Below are 16,130 nucleotides of genomic sequence, written 5' to 3'. Positions count from 1 at the left end.
TTCGATGCGTGTCAGGTTGGGATGTTGGCGATTGGCTTTGACTGGCGCTCTGGCATAGGCCCCCCAAGGGCGCGTCGGTTTCTATATCACCTCGGTCGAGGAATGGGAATGCTTTTCAAGCATATTGCGTAGTACTACGGGGTCGCTCGTGGGGAGTCGGCAGGCGAAGTCCTCGCAGAGGAAGGCGGTGGGTTTGCCATCAAGGGAACGGAGGGACGCGTAGAAGGGGGCCTGTCGGCCGAAGACCTCGGGGATCGGCTCCCCGGGGACGAAGCGGAGGAGGGTGCGCTGGGGAAGGAAGAGGCGGCGGGCCTCGCGCAGGAGGGCGCGGGTTCCTTCGTCCCCGGTTTCGGACGGGCCGACGATGACGAGGTGGAGGGCGGGGGAGAGGGCCTCCTCCAAGGCGGCCATCAGCCGGGGAGCAGCCTCGGGCGCGCGCTCGAGAATGCGGCGGGAGGCGCGAAAGATCGCCTCGGCCCGTTCCCGGTAGGCCTCGTCCCCCAGGAGGCGGTGGAGGCGGAGGAGGTTCCCGGCGGCGACCGAGTTGGCGGCCGGTTCGGCCCCGTCGTATTCTTCCTTCATGCGGAGGAGGAGGGAGGGATCGTCCCCGGCCGAGGCGAAGTAGCCCCCGGCGGCGGGGTCCCAGAAGAGGGCCTCCATCTGTTTTTGCAGCGCGGCGGCCTCGGAGAGCCACCGGTTCTCGAAGGTCGCCTCGTAGAGGTCGAGGAGCCCGGCGATGAGGCAGGCGTAGTCTTCGGCGAAGCCCTCGACGGTGCCGGGTCCCTCCCGGTAGGCGCGGAGGAGGCGGCCCGTCCCGGGCTGGCGGAGGCGGGTGAGGAGGAAATCGGCGGTCCGTTCGGCGGCGGCGCGGTAGCGAGGCTCGGGTTCGAGTTCTCCGAGGGCCTGGGCGGCGACGGCGAGGGCCGAGAGGGCGAGGCCGTTCCAGGCGGTAAGGATCTTGTCGTCCCGGTGGGGGAGGGGACGCTTCGAGCGGATGGCGCGGAGGGTGCGGCGGGCGGCGGCGAGGGCGATCTCGACTTCGACCTCGGAGCGGGAGAACCGGGCTGCGGCTGCGGCGCTGGAGTGGCGGCGGATGAGGACGTTCTGGCCGACGAACTCGCCGTGGGGATCGGAACCGGGCGGGGTGTTGCCCCCTTTCTCGACGCCGTAGACGTAGGCGAAGAGGGGCACGTCGGCACCGAGATGGCGGACGATCTCCTCGTCGGTCCAGACGTAGTAGGCCCCTTCGACCTTGTGGCCGCCGGGGGCGCTCCCCTCGGGGAGGCTGTCGGCGTCCTCGGCGGAGTGGAAGCCGCCTTCGGGATGGGCCATCTCGTCGAGGAGGTAGTCGAGGGTTTCCCGGACGACGACGGCGTGGCGTTCCTCGCCCGTGATGCGGAAGGCCTCGGTGTAGGCGAGGGCGAGCTGGGCCTGATCGTAGAGCATCTTCTCGAAATGGGGGACGTGCCAGAAGGTGTCGACGGAGTAGCGGTGGAAGCCGCCGCCGAGATGGTCCCGCATGCCGCCCGCGGCCATCTTGTCGAGGGTGAAGAGGGCCATGTCGAGGGCGGCCCGGGCCGTGGAGGCGTTCTCCCGGCGGAGCCGGGCCGCGTGGCGGAAGAGGAAGTCGAAGATCGCCGGGCGGGGGAACTTCGGAGCCTGGCCGAAGCCGCCCTCACGCCCGTCGAAGCGGGAGCGGAAGGTGTCGAAGCCGTCGGCGAGGATGACCTTGGGCTGGAGGGCGGTCCCGTCGGAGGGGACCTCGGCCGATTCGGCGAGAGAGGCGAAGAACCGCTCGCTCTGCGCGACGATGCCGTCGCGTTCGGTCTTCCAGAGCTGGGCGATCCGGCGCAGGAGGTCGGGGAAACCGGGCCGTCCGTAGCGGCTGTCGGGGGCGAAGTAGGTGCCGCCGTAGAAGGGCTTCAGGTCGGGGGTCAGCCAGACGCTCATCGGCCAGCCGCCGTGGCCGGTCGCGCTCTGGACGTAGGCCATGTAGAGGCGGTCGACATCGGGCCGCTCCTCGCGGTCGAGCTTCACCGGGATGAAGCCGTCGTTCAGGAGGCGGGCGGTCGCCTCGTTCTCGAACGATTCGTGGGCCATGACGTGGCACCAGTGGCAGGTCGAGTAGCCGATCGAGAGGAAGATCGGCTTCTGCTCGGCACGGGCCTTCGCGAAGGCGGCGGGCCCCCACGGGAGCCATTCGACGGGATTCTCCGCGTGCTGGAGGAGGTAGGGGCTCTTTTCGTGGGCGAGGGCGTTCATGCGTGGGAGGAGGAGGGAAGGAGGCGGGCGAGGACCCCGGCGACCTCGTCGACGGGGATCTCGGCGAAGGTGCGGCGGAAGAAGGCGTCGCGGGCTTCCCCGGCGCGGCGGACGGCGCGGCTGCGGAGGACTTCGACCCGGTTGCCGAGGGGCGCCCAGCGGGTCGGCCCGTAGGGGGCCTCGACCCGGCCGAAGAGGACGACGACGGGGCAATCGACGGCGGCGGCGAGGTGGCTGGGGCCGGTGTCCCGGGTGACGAGGGCGAGGGCCCCGCGCAGGAGCCACGCCAACTCGGCGAGGTCGATCTTCCCGGTGAGGTCGACGAAGGGGAGATTCGCCGCCTGGGCTCCGGCGCGGAACTCCCGGTGGGAGGGATCGTCGAACTGGTGGCCGACGAGGACGATGGCGGCGCCGTGCCGGGCACGGAGGCGGAGGGCGAGGTCGAGGTAGTGGGCGACGGGCCACCGCGCGATGGGGGAGAAGGCCGAGGGATGGAGGCAGACGTAGTGCTTCAGCCGCCCGGCGACGGCCTCCCCGAGCTTCTGGTCGAGCGTTTCCCGCGAAGCCCGGGGGAGGGAGACGACGGCGCGGAGCGATTCTTCCTCCGGGGCCGCGATGCCCAGCGGTTTCAGGAGATCGAAGTTGTAGGAGGCCTCCCGCATGCGGAATTCCTTCCGGCGGTCGGGGACGGCCCCGGTGAGGGCGAAGTCGGTCCAGCCGCTCCCATAGCCGATCCGGCGGGGAATCCCGGCGAGCTGCGCGGCGAGGTTCAGGGCGGGATCGGGATGAAGGGAAACGACGGCGTCGAAGCGGCCTTCCTTGAGCTTTCGCCGCAGGAGGAGGACCCGTTCGACGAAGGTGGCGCGCGGATCGGGGAGGGCGAAGAATCCGGCGGCGGCAAGGCTGGGATGGTCCTGGAAGAGCGGGGCCATGACGGGCCGCGCCGCGAAGAAGACCTCGGCCTCGGGGAAGGCCGCCGCGACGTGGGCGAGGCAGGAGGAGGCGATGATGACGTCGCCGACGCGATCGGGGCGGACGATCAGGAGGCGGCGGGGCGGGTTCATCTCTCCTTCATCTCTCCGTTGCGAGACGCTACGGTTTGAGGAAAGTTGCGATTTCCCTCACGACGAAGGCGATTTCCTCGGGCCGGAGCTCGGGGAAGATCGGGAGGGCGAGGGTTTCCTGCGCCAACGCCTCGGAGACGGGAAGGGATCCGGGCCGGTAGCCGAGGGGGGCGAAGCACTCCTGGAGGTGGAGGGGGATGGGGTAGTAGATCTCGGTCGTCACCCCCTGGTCGGCGAGGTGCTGGCGGAGGGCGTCCCGGCGGCTGCGGCCGTTCCCTTCGGCGGGGAGGCGGATGACGTATTGGTTGTAGATGTGGCTGCCCCGGCAGAGGCGGGGGAGGAGGAGGGAGGCGAAGGGAAGGGCGCTTTCGGCGAAGAGCTTGTCGTAGAGCGCGGCATTGGCGCGGCGGGCCTCGTGGGCGGCGTCGAGGCGGGGGAGTTTCGCCCGCAGGAAGGCGGCCTGGAGGGCGTCGAGGCGGAAGTTCCCGCCGACGCTCTCGTGATGGTATTTCACATGCATCCCGTGGTTGCGGAGGGCGCGGAGGCGTTTGCCGAGGGCGCGGTCCGGGGTGACGAGGAGGCCGCCGTCGCCGAGGGCGCCGAGGTTTTTCGTCGGGAAGAAGGAATAGCACCCCATGAGTCCGAGGGTGCCGACCGCCCGGCCCTCGAACTCGGTGCCGATCGCCTGCGCGGCGTCCTCGATGACGGGGATCCGGTGGCGGTTGGCGATCTCGAGGGTCGCCTCGAGGTCGGCCGACTGGCCGAAGAGGTGGACGGGGATGATCGCCTTCGTCTTCGGCGTGATCCGGGCGGCGACCTGCGACGGGTCGATGGTGAAGCAGCCGGGAAGGACGTCGACGAAGACCGGCGTCGCCCCCGTCCGGGAGACACATCCGGCGGTGGCGAAGAAGGTGTAGGCGGGGCAGATCACCTCGTCGCCCGGGCCGATCCCGAGCGCCATGAGGGCGAGGAGGATCGCGTCGGTCCCCGAGGAGAGGCCGATGGCCTCGACGCCTCCGCCGAGGTAGGAGGCGCATTCCCGCTCGAGGGCCTCGACCTCGGGTCCCATGATGAACTGGCCGCTGGCGAGGACCCGCTCGAAGGCGGCGCGGAGGTCGCCGGTGAGGGCGGCGTCCTGGCGGGAGAAGTCGAGGAGGGGGACTTTCATGGCTTACTTCCGAGCTTTGGCTTTGACCTGGGCCTTGGCCTTCAGGATCGCGACGATTTCCTTCACGGCGGCGGCCATGCCGACCTCGACGGCGCGGGCGACGATGGAGTGACCGATGTTCAGCGTGTGGAGATGGGGGACGGTCTCGATGAAGGGGGCGAGGTTCCGGTAATGGAGGCCGTGACCGGCGTTCACCTGGAGGCCGAGGGCGTGGGCCTGCTCGGCGGCGGCCCACTGGCGTTCGAGCTCCCGCCTGATCGCGGCGGCGGTCCGGGCATTGGCATAGGCCCCGGTGTGGAGCTCGATGCAGGGCGCGCCGATCCGGGCGGCGGCGTCGATCTGCCCGGGATCGGGATCGATGAAGAGGCTCGGGACGATGCCGCCCTTCACCAGCCGGGCGACGGCGTTGGCGACGCGGCGCTCCGAGCCGAGGAGGTCGAGGCCCCCTTCGGTCGTGATTTCCTGCCGGTTCTCCGGGACGAGGCAGGCCTCTTCCGGCTTCAGCTTCAGCGCATAGGCGACCATCGCCGGGGTGACGGCCATCTCGAGGTTCAGGACGGTTTTGATCTGTTTCCGCAGGCGCCGGACGTCGTGGTCCTGGATGTGGCGGCGGTCCTCGCGGAGGTGGACGGTGATGCCCTTCGCTCCGGCCTTCTCGGCGAGGAGGGCGAGGGGGACGGGATCGGGCTCCGCATGGGCGGAATCCGATTCATGGCGGTAGCGGGCCTGCCGAAGCGTGGCGACGTGGTCGATATTGAGTCCGAGGCGGATCATGGAAGAGGTTCACGATAGAAGCTTTCGTCTATTTTTAAAGGGGAAAGCGCCTTTTCGGGGGCTTCCCGCCCAAAGGATGTCCAAAGGAGGCAAAACGAATGCATTTTACGCTTTCGGATCAGGGAGAGTCGTTTACTTTGGTAGGCGAAACGATCCAAAAACGATCCTGCAATGGCCCTGAGTTATCTCGAAAAAGTTCTCCGACACGCCGAGAAAAAGCTCCTGGCCGAAACCGAGGGAAAGAAGAAGCCGACCGACCGGCTCGACCTCTACCGCCGCTTCCTCAAGCTGGAGGAACACCGCCTCAAGCTTGCCCACGCCTCGGGCGAGAGCGGCCGCGAGATCAGCCGCCGCCGCGCCCAGCTCATCACGATCCTCCTGCGCGAGGTCTGGCAGCGGGCCGTCCAGCACGTTAGCGACGCAGCGCAGTTCGGCGAGGGCGCGAAGAACCCCGAGATGCTCCTTTCCGCCGTCGGCGGCTTCGGGCGCGGGGAGCTCAACCCCGGCAGCGACGTCGACATCCTCTTCCTCTACACGAAGGGCCGGAAGACCGAGTACAAGGTCGTCGAGGCGATGGTCGAGCAGGTCCTCTACATGCTCTGGGACGTCGGCTTCAAGGTCGGCCATGCCGTGCGGACCCTCGACGAGCTCGTCGAGGAGGCCAACGCGAACCTCGAGACGAAGACCTCCCTGCTGGAGTGCCGCTTCCTCTGCGGCGACGAGAAGCTGTGGCGCAATTTCGAGAAGGTCCTGGTGAAGGAGTGCATCAAGGGCCACCAGGAGCAGTACCTCACCTGGCGCGTCCACGAGCAGAACTCCCGCCACGAGAAATTCGGCGGCACTGTCTTCGTCCAGGAGCCGAACGTGAAGAACGGCTGCGGCGGCCTCCGCGACTTCCAGAATCTCCTCTGGGTGGCCAACGTCTCCCGCGGCATCCGCACCATGGCGGGCCTCCAGGAGGCGAAGCTCCTCTATCCCTCGGAGCGGAAGCAGATCGAGAGCGCCTACGACTTCATCCACCGCATCCGGACGGAGATGCATTACCTCCAGAAGCGGGCCGGGGACCAGCTGACCCTCGAGCTCCAGGGCCGCGTGGCGAACAGCCTCCGCTATCCCCAGGCGAACATCCTCCTCCGCACCGAGGCGCTGATGAAGGAGTATTACCGCCACTCCCACAATATCTACCTCATCTGCAATTCCCTCGCCCGGCGCATCTCCGGGGTCGATGCCGAGGCGGTGCCGAAGAAGTCGAAGTGGTCGTTCCTCCGGCGCGACGGGCGGACGCAGAAGATCGACGTCTTCACGCTGAAGAACGGCGAGCTCGAGATCGCCGATCCCGAGGAGCTGAGCGCCGACCCGCTCCTCCTCGTCCGCGTCTTCCTCATCGCCCAGCAGCACGACGCCGAGATCGGGCCGCGCCTCGCCCTCCGCATCCGCCGCCGCCTCCGCCACATCGACCGCATCTTCCGCTACCGGAAGGAGGTCCGGGAGATCCTCCTCGCCATCTTCCGCAGCAAGGGGAAGGTCGGCCGGATCGTCCGCCGGATGCACGAGCTCGGCGTCCTCGGGCGGCTCTTCCCCGAATTCGCCCCGCTCACCTGCCTCGTCCAGCACGAGTTCTTCCACCGCTACACCGCCGACGAGCACACCCTCGTCTGCCTCGAGATGCTCGACCGCATCCTCGACGCGAAGGAGGCCCCGTTCAACCGCTACACGGCCCTCCTCCAGAAGATCGACAAGCCCCACGTCCTCTACCTCGCGATGCTCCTCCACGACACGGGGAAATCGGCCAACAGCCGCCATCACAGCGACGAGAGCGCCGTCAACGCGGTGAAGGTCGCCCGGCGGTTCAAGTTCTCCCCGCAGGACCTCGCCACCCTCGTCTTCCTCGTCGACCACCACCTCACGATGGCCGAGACGGCGCGGAAGAAGAATCCCGACGACGAGGAGACGATCATCTACTTCGCCCGGATCGTCGAGAGCCAGGAACGGCTCGACCTCCTCATGCTCCTCACCTTCGCCGACAGCGAGGGGACCGGCTCCTCGAAGCAGTGGTCGGACTGGAAGGAGCTCCTCCTCTGGCAGATGTACCGGAAGACGACCTCGGTCCTCGCCGGGGAAGGGGAGTTCCAGGCCGCCGCCCGGAAGACCCTCGACGAGCTGAAGGGGAAGGTCCTCGCCCTCGTCGGGAAGGACATCGATCCGGGCGAGGTCGACGCCCATTTCTCGAAGCTGCCGCCCCGCTACTTCCGCTCCATCCCGGACGAGATCATCGCCGATCACATCGGCTACATCCACGAGTTCCTCTGCCGCCAGATCTTCGGCGGGGAATCGGGCCTCGCCCCGTTCATCGAGTGGAGGGACTTCCCGCAGGAGGGCTACTCCGAGGTTGTCTTCATCTCGTGGGATCGGGAGCGGATCTTCTCGAAGATCACCGGGGCCGTCGCCGCCATCGGCTGCTCGATCCTCAGCGCCGACATCTACACCCGCGACGACAATATCGTCATCGACACCTTCCGCTTCTGCACGCCCCGCTACGAGGCGGTGACCGACGAGCGCGACAAGAAGAAGTTCTCCGAGATCCTCGAGCGCGCCCTCGGCGAGGACGATTTCGACTGCGAGAAATTCTTCGACCGCAAGGCGCGGCGCTCCTTCCAGGGCCTCGACGCGGAGAGCTTCCCCCACCGGCTCGCCTTCAACCTGAAGGAACATCCCGAGTACACCGTCCTCGATCTCCAGACGCCCGATCGTCCCGGACTGCTCTACGACGTCTCGGAATGCCTGAACGACTTCGGCGTCGACATCGCGTATGCCCGCATCACCACCGAAGGCGGCGCGGCGCTCGACACCTTCTATCTCACCGACGGCGTTGGAAAGAAATTGGAAGACAGTTCGATCCTCGAGGGAATCGCTGCTTGCATTCGCAAGAAAATAGCGTAACCATTGGTACCGAACCATCAGGGGGGGATTAATTTGGTTTAGTCGAAAAACTAGACGACAATGATCTCACATTTCACTTCTTCCACCAGCGGCTTAGTAACTCTTCGAGACATCGCCAAGCGGCTCAACGTTTCCCACGCCACGGTCTCCCTGGCCCTGAGAGACCATCCCCGGATCTCCGCGAAGCGACGGGAGGAAGTTCAGAAAATCGCCAAGGAGATGGGCTATCGCCCCGATCCGATGCTCGCGGCCCTGGCCGAATACCGGCACCAGAAGTCGCCCGTCCCCGTCGTTTCCGGCATGGCATGGATCACCCGCTGGAACCGCGCCGAGCGGACCAGCCTCCTCGCCCGTTCCGAGATCCGCGCCTACTGGAAGGGTGCGTTCGCCGAGGCCGAGGCCCAGGGCTACCGCCTCGAGGAAGTCGCCTGGGACGAGACCTGTTCCCCCGCCCGGATGGAGCAGATCCTCGCCACGCGGGGCATCCAGGCGATCCTCCTGCCGCCGCACGAGCGGGAGCATGATTGGGCGGGCTTCGACTGGAACCACTTCTCCGCCGTCTGCGTCGGCCAGGGCTTCGCCCTTCCGCTCCACAAGATCGACGCGAACTACATCCACGACGGCATCCTCGCCATGGAATCGATCCGGGCGCGGGGTTACAAGCGGGTCGGCTTCGTCGGCCAGTGGCGGACGCAGCAGACGGGGCACGATCGCCCGGCCACCGGCTACACCTCCCAGCTGGCCTACCTGAATTACTCCGGCACGATGCTGGCGCAGGGAGAGATGAGTCCCGAATCGGTCATGCCTCCCTTCTGGATTTCCGAGGGGGCCGCGCCCGCCGAGGTGCAGGAACGCTTCGTCGATTGGCTCCGGGCGAACCGGCCCGACGCGATCCTCTCCGCCGCTCCCGGCATCCGGGACATGCTTCGCCTCGTCGGCCTCGAAGCGCCCCGCGACATCGGCCTGGCGGCGATGAACGTCAACGACGGGACCTCCGACGCCGGGATTTGCCCCCAGATGGAGACGATCGGGCAGGTGGCGGTCCGGACGCTGATCTCCCTGGTCCGGCTGCGGAAGAAGGGCTTCCCCCCCTACGGCATCACCTCGGTGATCGAGGGCAAGTGGGTCGACGGGGAATCGCTCCCGCCGAAGAATTAGCCCGGCCCCAAAGCAAAAAACCCCGTCCTCAGGACGGGGTTTTTTGTGGGCGGGACCGGTTTACGATTCCGACGATTCGGCTCCGGCGTCCGATTTCTTCGGCGTCACCGCGCGGCGGACGAAGCCCGCCTTGCCCGCGCCGACCGGCTTCTTGCCCTTGGTCGCGCCGGGGGGCTTCGGGGCCTTCGGCCCGCGGGGCTCGAACTCGAAGCTGACCTTGCTCTCGTCGGGCTTGATGACGAGGTAGGCGGAGAAGGGGCGCTTCGTCCGCTGGGACATGAAGCCGGGAAGGAGGTCGGACTTCTTCTGGTTGAGGATCTTCTCCGCCTGCTCGCGGGTGATGTCCTTGCCGAGGATTTTCTTCCCGATCCGGAACTTGCAGGTCGGCGGGTCGATGAGGCCGTGCTCGCAGATGAAGGAGAGGGTTCCCTCGAAGACCCGGGCGCCGTCGACGGGGCAGGGGCCGACGGGGATGGCGGTCTCGACGTCGACGGCCTCGGTTCCGGCGGTAGCGGCGGAGTCCTCGAAGACGAATTCGACCTTGTTCTCGGCGTTGAACTTCAGCGCGGCGACGAAGGGACGGCCCATCTTCGAGCGGAAGCCCTGGAGCGGCCCGATGAATTTCTTCTCGATCAGCTCGGCGGCCTCGTGGGGCTCGAGCATCCGGCCGGCGATGTACTTGGAGAGCTTGAACGAGCCGTCGGGCGTCTGGTAGTAGCGCATCGTCTCGACCATCGCCTCGCCGTTCGGCCCCTTGCCCGCGTAGGGCTTCGCGTGGGTCTCGGTCTCCTCGAAGCCCTTCGCCTTGTCGACGATCTTCGTGGTGAGGTCGACGATCTCCTTCATGAAGTCGTCCCGCTTGATCGCGCCCTGCTCCATCTGCTGGAGCTTGAACTCCCACTCGCCGGTCATCTCGGGCGAGGTGAGGACGGGCATGCCGGTGGCGCGCAGCATTTCGATGAGAGCGAAGGCCTTCGGCATCGCCAGGAGGTCCCGCGCCTCGCGCTGGAGGTATTTCTCGGCGAGGAGCCCCTCGATGATCGAGGCGCGCGTGGCCGGGGTGCCGAGGCCCTTCTTGCCCATCGCCTCGCGGAGATGCTCGTCCTCGACGAGCTTGCCCGCGCCTTCCATCGCGGAGAGGAGGGTCGCTTCGGTGAAGTGGGCGGGAGGCTTGGTGTCGAAGGCGCGGACCTCGACGACCTCGGTCTTCACCGTTTCGCCGGCCTCGACGGGCGCGATCTGGCTGTCGTCGTCAGCGGTATTCGGCTGCCGCCCATAGATGGAGAGCCAGCCGGGGACGACGAGGACCTTGTTCTCGGTCTTGAAGGCTTCCCCTTCGACGCGGGTGATCCGGGTCAGGGTCTCGAACTGGGCGGGAGGGAAGAAGACGGCGATGAAGCGTTTGGCCACCAGTTCGTAGACCTTGAACTCGAAGTCGTCGAGCTTGTCGGGCGAGGTGCCGGTGGGGATGATCGCGAAGTGGTCGGAGATCTTCGTGTTGTCGAAGACCTTCTTCGTCGGCTTCACCCATCCTTCCTTCAGGGCCTGCCTGGCGAAGGGGGCGAGGGAGGGGGAATCCATCCCCTTGAGCGTCGCCTGGACGTTGGAGAGGTAATCCTCGGGCAGGTGCCGGGAATCGGTACGGGGGTAGGTGAGGACCTTGTGCTTCTCGTAGAGCGCCTGGGCGATCTGGAGGGTCCGCTTTGCCGAGAGGCCGAAGCGGCCGTTGGCCTCGCGCTGGAGGGTGGTGAGGTCGAAGAGGCCGGGCGAGGCCTGGGAACTCGGCTTCCGCTCCTCGGTGACGACGCCGGGCTTCCCCTCGCACTTGGCGTGGATCGCCTCGGCCTTCGCCTGGTCCCAGACGCGCTCGGGGCGGGCTCCCTCGTCCTCTTCCTTGTCCGATTTCTTGAAGTTCTCGTCGAACCAGCGGCCGTCGTAGGTCCCGGCCTTCGCGCCGAAGGCGGCATGGATTTCCCAGTAGGCGCGGGACTTGAAGTCGCGGATCTTCAGGTCGCGCTCGACGATGAGGGCGAGGGTCGGCGTCTGGACGCGCCCGACCGTCGTCAGGATGAAGCCGCCGTCCTTCGAGTTCAGGGCGGTGAGGGCGCGGGTGCCGTTGATGCCGATGAGCCAGTCGCTCTCCGAGCGGGAGACGGCGGCCTGGGCGAGGGGGTCGAGGTCCTTGCCGGGGCGGAGCTTCTCGAAGCCCTGCCGGATGGCGTCCTGGGTCATCGACTGGAGCCAGAGGCGCTGCGTCGGCTTCTTCGATTTGCAGTGCTGGATGATGTAGCGGAAGATCAGTTCGCCTTCCCGCCCGGCGTCGCAGGCGTTGACGAGGTGGTCGACGTCGGGGCGGGCGAGGAGCTTCTTCAGGACGACGAGGCGGCTCTTGCTCTTCTCGATCGGCTTGAGGTCGAAATGGTCGGGGAGGATCGGGAGGCTCTCGAACTTCCAGCTGCGGTGCTTCTTCTGGATGTCGACGGGGAGGCAGAGCTCGAGGAGATGGCCGACGGCGGAGGAGATCACCCACTCGTCGTTCTCGAGGTATTCGTCTTTTTTAGTGAACTTGCCGAGGGCTTTGGCGATGTCGTTGGCGACGCTCGGTTTCTCCGCGATGATCAGACCTTTGCCCATTTATTAATTATGTGAAGTAACTACTTAACCTGTGCGTACGAAGAGCTTGCCCGGGAGTTGCCGGACCAACCGCTTCATTTCAAGGCGGAGCAACGTAGAAGAGACTTTCCCCGATGGCAAACCGCTTTTTGCAATCAGGGTGTCGATGGGGACTTCCTCGGTCCCCAAGGTCTCGAAGAGGAGGGCCTCCTCCGGCGTCAGATCGGCCGGGGCGGGGCGGGAGGAGCCGAGGGCGGTCATCTCCTTCGGCGGGAAGAGGAATTCCATCTCCCCGAGGATGTCGTTCACGTCCTCGACGAGGCGGGCCCCCTCTTTCAAAAGCTGGTGGCACCCCTTCGAGTGGGGGGTATCGATCCGGCCCGGGACGGCGAAGACCTGGCGGCCCTGTTCGAGGGCCTGCTTGGCCGTGATCAAGGCCCCGCTGCCGAGCCCCGCCTCGACGACGAGGACCCCGAAACTGAGGCCGCTGACGATCCGGTTCCGCATCGGGAAATTTTGCTTCTCGGGCTTCGTGCCGAGGGGAAATTCGGAAATCAGGCATCCCGTTTCGGCGATTTTCTCGGCCAGGGAGGCATTTTCAGCCGGGTAAATATGGTCGACGCCGGTGCCGAGGACGGCCCAGGTCGGCCCCTTCGCCGCCAAGGCCCCCATGTGGGCGGCGGTGTCGATTCCCCGGGCGAGGCCGGAGATGACCGGGACCCCGGCATAGGCGATCTGGTAGCCGAGCTTCTTCGCCGTCTCCAAGCCGTAATGGCTGGTGACGCGGGACCCGACGAGGGCGACCCCCTGCTTCCACGTTTCGGGAAGCGTCCCCCGGACGTAGAGGATGAGGGGGGGATCGTAGATCTCCTTCAGGGCCTCGGGATAGCGGTCGTCGTCGGCATGGAGGAGGGTGACGCCGAGGGCCTCGGCCTTCTCGATCTCCGCGGCGGCGGCCCCGCCGTCGGCCCCGTTGCGGATGGAGCGGGCCGACTCCGGGCCGATCCCCTCGACCTGCTGGAGGTCCCGCTCGGTGGCGGTGAAGATGGCCGGGGCGTCGCCGAAGCGTTCCCGCAGGCGCCGTGCTCGAACCGGGCCGATGTGGGGAAGAAGGGAGAGAGTGAGGGTGGCTTCGAGGGGCGTCACGGCGGAAGGGGCGGGAGCTTAGAACTGGCCCGGCGGGGTGGCGATGAGGGAGAGGAGCGCCTCGACGTCGTCGAGGCTGACGTGGTCGGTCACGACAGTCTGGCCGATGGCGGGAAGGAGGATCCAGCGGTTGACGCCGCCCTCGGCCTTCTTGTCGAGTTTCATCGCGCTCAGGATCTTCGTCCGGGTAAGGGGGTCGGAAACCTGCGGGGCGTGGAGGGGGAGGCCCGAGGCGGCGAGGGTCGCCTCGATCTCCCGGACGTCGGCGAGGGGGAGGCCGAGTTTCTTGTGGGAGAGATGGGCGGCGGCCCGGATGCCGATCGAGATCGCCTCCCCGTGGAGGAAGACGCCGTAACCCGCCGCGTTCTCGATGGCATGGCCGAGGGTGTGGCCGAAGTTCAGGGTGGCGCGGAGGCCGGTGGTCTCGAACTCGTCCTTCGAGACGACCTCGGCCTTGATCTCGACCGAGCGGCGGATGATCGGGCCGAAATCCTCGGGCATGCCGTGCCGCAGGGAGCGGAAGAAGGGGGCGTCGGCGATGAGGCCGTACTTGATCACCTCGGCCATCCCGGCGGAGCGTTCCCGGGGGGTGAGGGTGGCGAGGGTCTCGGTGTCGATGACGACGAGGCGGGGCTGGTGGAAGGCACCGACGAGGTTCTTTCCCTCGGGAAGGTTGACCCCGGTCTTGCCGCCGACGCTGCTGTCGACCATCGCCAGGAGGGAGGTCGGGGCCTGGACGAAGGGGACGCCCCGCAGGTAGGAGGCGGCGAGGAACCCGGCCAGATCGCCGATGACGCCGCCGCCGAGGGCGAGGACGGTGTCCTTCCGCCCCAGGCCGCTCCGGGCGAGGAAGGAGAGGAGGGGGCCGAGGCGGGCGAGGTCCTTCGACGCCTCTCCCGGCGGGACGGTGATCGAGTAGGCCTCGCGTCCCGAGGAGCGGATCGAGGCGAGGACGGCCTCGCCGTAGAGGGAATGGACCGATTCGTCGGAGATCAGGGCGACCTTCGGCCCCGCCTTGATCTCGTTGAGCTGGCAGCCGATCATGGTGAGGCCCTTCGGGGCGATGCGGACGACGTAGGAACGGGGGCCGAGGGCGACGGGGATTTCGAGGGGGGCGGGCATGAGGGGAGGTTTTAGAATCCGCGCCGGGGGCCTTGGCGTCAAGTCAGGATGGAAAAAGGGCTTGCCGCTCTCCTTCGCAAAACCTAACCATAATGGTTTTCCAACCACCCCCTCTTTTATGGCCGAATCCCCCATCGACGTCTCTTACGTGGCCCACCTGGCCCGCCTCCAACTGAGCCCCGAGGAAACGGCCCTCTTCCAGAAGCAGCTGGGCGACATCCTTTCCCACGTCGCCGAGCTCCAGAAGGCCGATGTCTCCGGCGTCGTCCAGACCGCCGACGCGCCCGACTTCCGCAACAACCTCCGCGCCGACGTCGAGAAGCCGAGCTTCACCGCCGCCGAGGCCCTCTCCAACGCCCCCCAGAGCGCGAACGACCTCTTCGTCGTCCCCCGGATGGTCGACTAACCCCTTTTCCCCTTTTTCCCATGAGTCTTGTTTACGACGACATCGTTTCCCTCCGCAAAAAGCTCGCCTCGAAGGAGGTCTCCCCCGTCGAGGTGACGGAGGCCCTCCTCGAGCGAATCAGCCAGGTCGACCCGAAGCTGAACGCCTACAACTACCTCAACCCCGAGGCGGCCCTCGCCCAGGCGAAGGCGGCCGATATCACGAAGCCCCTCGGCGGCGTCCCGATCGCGATCAAGGACGTCATCAACGTGAAGGGCGATCCCAACACCTGCGCCTCGAAGATCCTCCAGGGCTACATCGCCCCCTACGACGCCACCGTCATCGCGAAGCTCCGCGAGGCCGGTGCGATCCTCCTCGGGCGGACGAACATGGACGAATTCGCCATGGGCTCTTCGACCGAGAACTCGGCCTGGGGCGTCACCCGCAATCCGTGGGACCTCGACCGCATTCCCGGCGGCAGTAGCGGCGGCTCCGCCGCGGTCGTCGGCGGCCACGAGGCTTTCGCCTCCCTCGGCTCCGACACCGGCGGCTCGATCCGGCAGCCCGCCGCCCTCTGCGGCTGTGTCGGCCTGAAGCCGACCTACGGGCGTGTCTCCCGCTTCGGCCTCACCGCCTTCGCCTCGAGCCTCGACCAGATCGGGCCGTTCACGAAGACCGTCGCCGACTCGGCCCTCCTCCTCAACGTCCTCTCCGGCCACGACGGCAACGACAACACCAGCGCCCGCTGCGAGGTCCCCGACTACACGAAGGCCCTGACCGGCGAGGTGAAGGGGCTCCGCATCGGCGTCCCGAAGGAATACTTCGTCCCCGGCACCGATCCCGAGATCGAGAAGTCGGTCCGCGCCGCCATCGCCCATCTCCAGGCCCAGGGGGCCGAGTTGGTCGAGGTCTCCCTTCCCCATACGGAATACGCCATCGCCGTCTATTACATCATCGCGACCGCCGAGGCCTCGGCGAACCTCGCCCGCTTCGACGGCGTCCGCTATGGCCGCCGCACGAAGGATGCCAAGGACGTCATCGAGCTTTACGGGAAGACCCGCGCCGAGGGCTTCGGCCCCGAGGTGAAGCGCCGGATCATCCTCGGCACCTACGTCCTTAGCTCCGGCTACTACGACGCCTACTACAACCGGGCGCAGAAGGTTCGGCAACTCCTCCGCCAGGACTTCGAGGCCGCCTTCACGAAGTGCGACGTGATCCTCACGCCGACCTCGCCGACCGCCGCCTTCAAGATCGGCGAGAAGGTCGCCGACCCGCTCCAGATGTACCTCGCCGACATCTTCACCATCGCCGTCAACCTCGCCGGGATCTCGGGCATTTCCCTCCCGTGCGGGTTCACCGCCTCGGGCCTTCCCATCGGCCTCCAGATGATCGGGCCGGCTTGGGGCGAGGAAACGCTCTTCCGCACCGCCGACGCCTACGAGCGTTCGACCGACTGGCACAGCCGCCGTCCCAATCTCTAATTCTCGAACCGGGAACT

General features: G+C 67.1%; 11 protein-coding genes. 4 read left to right on the top strand and 7 right to left on the bottom strand.

What is annotated here, in order from left to right:
* Positions 1-81: 81 nt before the first annotated feature.
* The 4 genes from BLU04_RS12985 to BLU04_RS12970 are packed head-to-tail and all read right to left on the bottom strand — an operon-like array spanning position 82 to position 5,268.
* Positions 82-2,262 carry a thioredoxin domain-containing protein gene (locus BLU04_RS12985; RefSeq protein ID WP_093286853.1) on the bottom strand — a complete coding sequence of 727 codons (2,181 nt, stop codon included), beginning with the start codon at positions 2,260-2,262 and terminating at the stop codon, positions 82-84.
* A complete protein-coding gene (locus BLU04_RS12980; RefSeq protein ID WP_093286850.1) occupies positions 2,259-3,326 on the bottom strand; it encodes a glycosyltransferase family 9 protein in 1,068 nt (355 codons plus the stop codon). The genes BLU04_RS12985 and BLU04_RS12980 overlap by 4 nt, the downstream gene beginning before the upstream one ends.
* Positions 3,327-3,354: 28 nt before the next feature.
* Positions 3,355-4,494: a DegT/DnrJ/EryC1/StrS family aminotransferase gene (locus BLU04_RS12975; protein WP_093286848.1), complete on the bottom strand. Its 1,140-nt coding sequence runs from the start codon at positions 4,492-4,494 to the stop codon at positions 3,355-3,357.
* A gap of 3 nt (positions 4,495-4,497) precedes the next feature.
* Complete coding sequence (locus BLU04_RS12970) at positions 4,498-5,268, bottom strand: pyridoxine 5'-phosphate synthase (protein ID WP_093286845.1); 771 nt, start codon at positions 5,266-5,268, stop codon at positions 4,498-4,500.
* A gap of 171 nt (positions 5,269-5,439) precedes the next feature.
* Here BLU04_RS12970 and glnD point away from each other — a divergent pair, with 171 nt between their 5' ends.
* Complete coding sequence (gene glnD / locus BLU04_RS12965) at positions 5,440-8,208, top strand: [protein-PII] uridylyltransferase (RefSeq protein WP_093286842.1); 2,769 nt, start codon at positions 5,440-5,442, stop codon at positions 8,206-8,208.
* A gap of 60 nt (positions 8,209-8,268) precedes the next feature.
* Positions 8,269-9,366: a LacI family DNA-binding transcriptional regulator gene (locus BLU04_RS12960; protein ID WP_093286839.1), complete on the top strand. Its 1,098-nt coding sequence runs from the start codon at positions 8,269-8,271 to the stop codon at positions 9,364-9,366.
* Between the two features lie 60 nt (positions 9,367-9,426).
* Here BLU04_RS12960 and BLU04_RS12955 read toward each other — a convergent pair whose 3' ends face one another.
* The 3 genes from BLU04_RS12955 to aroB are packed head-to-tail and all read right to left on the bottom strand — an operon-like array spanning position 9,427 to position 14,247.
* Complete coding sequence (locus BLU04_RS12955; RefSeq protein ID WP_093286837.1) at positions 9,427-12,000, bottom strand: DNA topoisomerase III; 2,574 nt, start codon at positions 11,998-12,000, stop codon at positions 9,427-9,429.
* Between the two features lie 24 nt (positions 12,001-12,024).
* Positions 12,025-13,125: a DNA-processing protein DprA gene (gene dprA / locus BLU04_RS12950; protein WP_093286834.1), complete on the bottom strand. Its 1,101-nt coding sequence runs from the start codon at positions 13,123-13,125 to the stop codon at positions 12,025-12,027.
* A gap of 18 nt (positions 13,126-13,143) precedes the next feature.
* Complete coding sequence (gene aroB, locus BLU04_RS12945) at positions 13,144-14,247, bottom strand: 3-dehydroquinate synthase (RefSeq protein WP_093286832.1); 1,104 nt, start codon at positions 14,245-14,247, stop codon at positions 13,144-13,146.
* Positions 14,248-14,365: 118 nt separating this feature from the next.
* Between aroB and gatC the strand changes: the two genes are divergently transcribed.
* Both gatC and gatA read left to right on the top strand, forming a co-directional pair.
* Positions 14,366-14,653, top strand: coding sequence for an Asp-tRNA(Asn)/Glu-tRNA(Gln) amidotransferase subunit GatC (gene gatC / locus BLU04_RS12940; protein WP_093286830.1), 288 nt, complete (start codon positions 14,366-14,368; stop codon positions 14,651-14,653).
* 20 nt (positions 14,654-14,673) lie between these two features.
* Complete coding sequence (gatA, locus tag BLU04_RS12935; RefSeq protein ID WP_093286827.1) at positions 14,674-16,113, top strand: Asp-tRNA(Asn)/Glu-tRNA(Gln) amidotransferase subunit GatA; 1,440 nt, start codon at positions 14,674-14,676, stop codon at positions 16,111-16,113.
* Positions 16,114-16,130 lie beyond the last annotated feature (17 nt).

It is taken from the genome of Verrucomicrobium sp. GAS474, from assembly GCF_900105685.1.
Lineage (GTDB): Bacteria > Verrucomicrobiota > Verrucomicrobiia > Methylacidiphilales > GAS474 > GAS474.
The sequence above is the reverse complement of the archived record's forward strand: the minus strand, read 5'-3'. Positions and strand labels throughout refer to the sequence as shown.

Bases quoted from the DNA above. Each gene is read 5' to 3' on its own strand.
- gatA (WP_093286827.1), top strand. From the start codon at position 14,674: ATGAGTCTTGTTTACGACGACATCGTTTCCCTCCGCAAAAAGCTCGCC.
- BLU04_RS12970 (WP_093286845.1), bottom strand. From the start codon at position 5,268: ATGATCCGCCTCGGACTCAATATCGACCACGTCGCCACGCTTCGGCAG.
- gatC (WP_093286830.1), top strand. From the start codon at position 14,366: ATGGCCGAATCCCCCATCGACGTCTCTTACGTGGCCCACCTGGCCCGC.
- BLU04_RS12980 (WP_093286850.1), bottom strand. From the start codon at position 3,326: ATGAACCCGCCCCGCCGCCTCCTGATCGTCCGCCCCGATCGCGTCGGC.
- BLU04_RS12955 (WP_093286837.1), bottom strand. From the start codon at position 12,000: ATGGGCAAAGGTCTGATCATCGCGGAGAAACCGAGCGTCGCCAACGAC.
- aroB (WP_093286832.1), bottom strand. From the start codon at position 14,247: ATGCCCGCCCCCCTCGAAATCCCCGTCGCCCTCGGCCCCCGTTCCTAC.
- glnD (WP_093286842.1), top strand. From the start codon at position 5,440: ATGGCCCTGAGTTATCTCGAAAAAGTTCTCCGACACGCCGAGAAAAAG.
- BLU04_RS12975 (WP_093286848.1), bottom strand. From the start codon at position 4,494: ATGAAAGTCCCCCTCCTCGACTTCTCCCGCCAGGACGCCGCCCTCACC.
- BLU04_RS12960 (WP_093286839.1), top strand. From the start codon at position 8,269: ATGATCTCACATTTCACTTCTTCCACCAGCGGCTTAGTAACTCTTCGA.
- BLU04_RS12985 (WP_093286853.1), bottom strand. From the start codon at position 2,262: ATGAACGCCCTCGCCCACGAAAAGAGCCCCTACCTCCTCCAGCACGCG.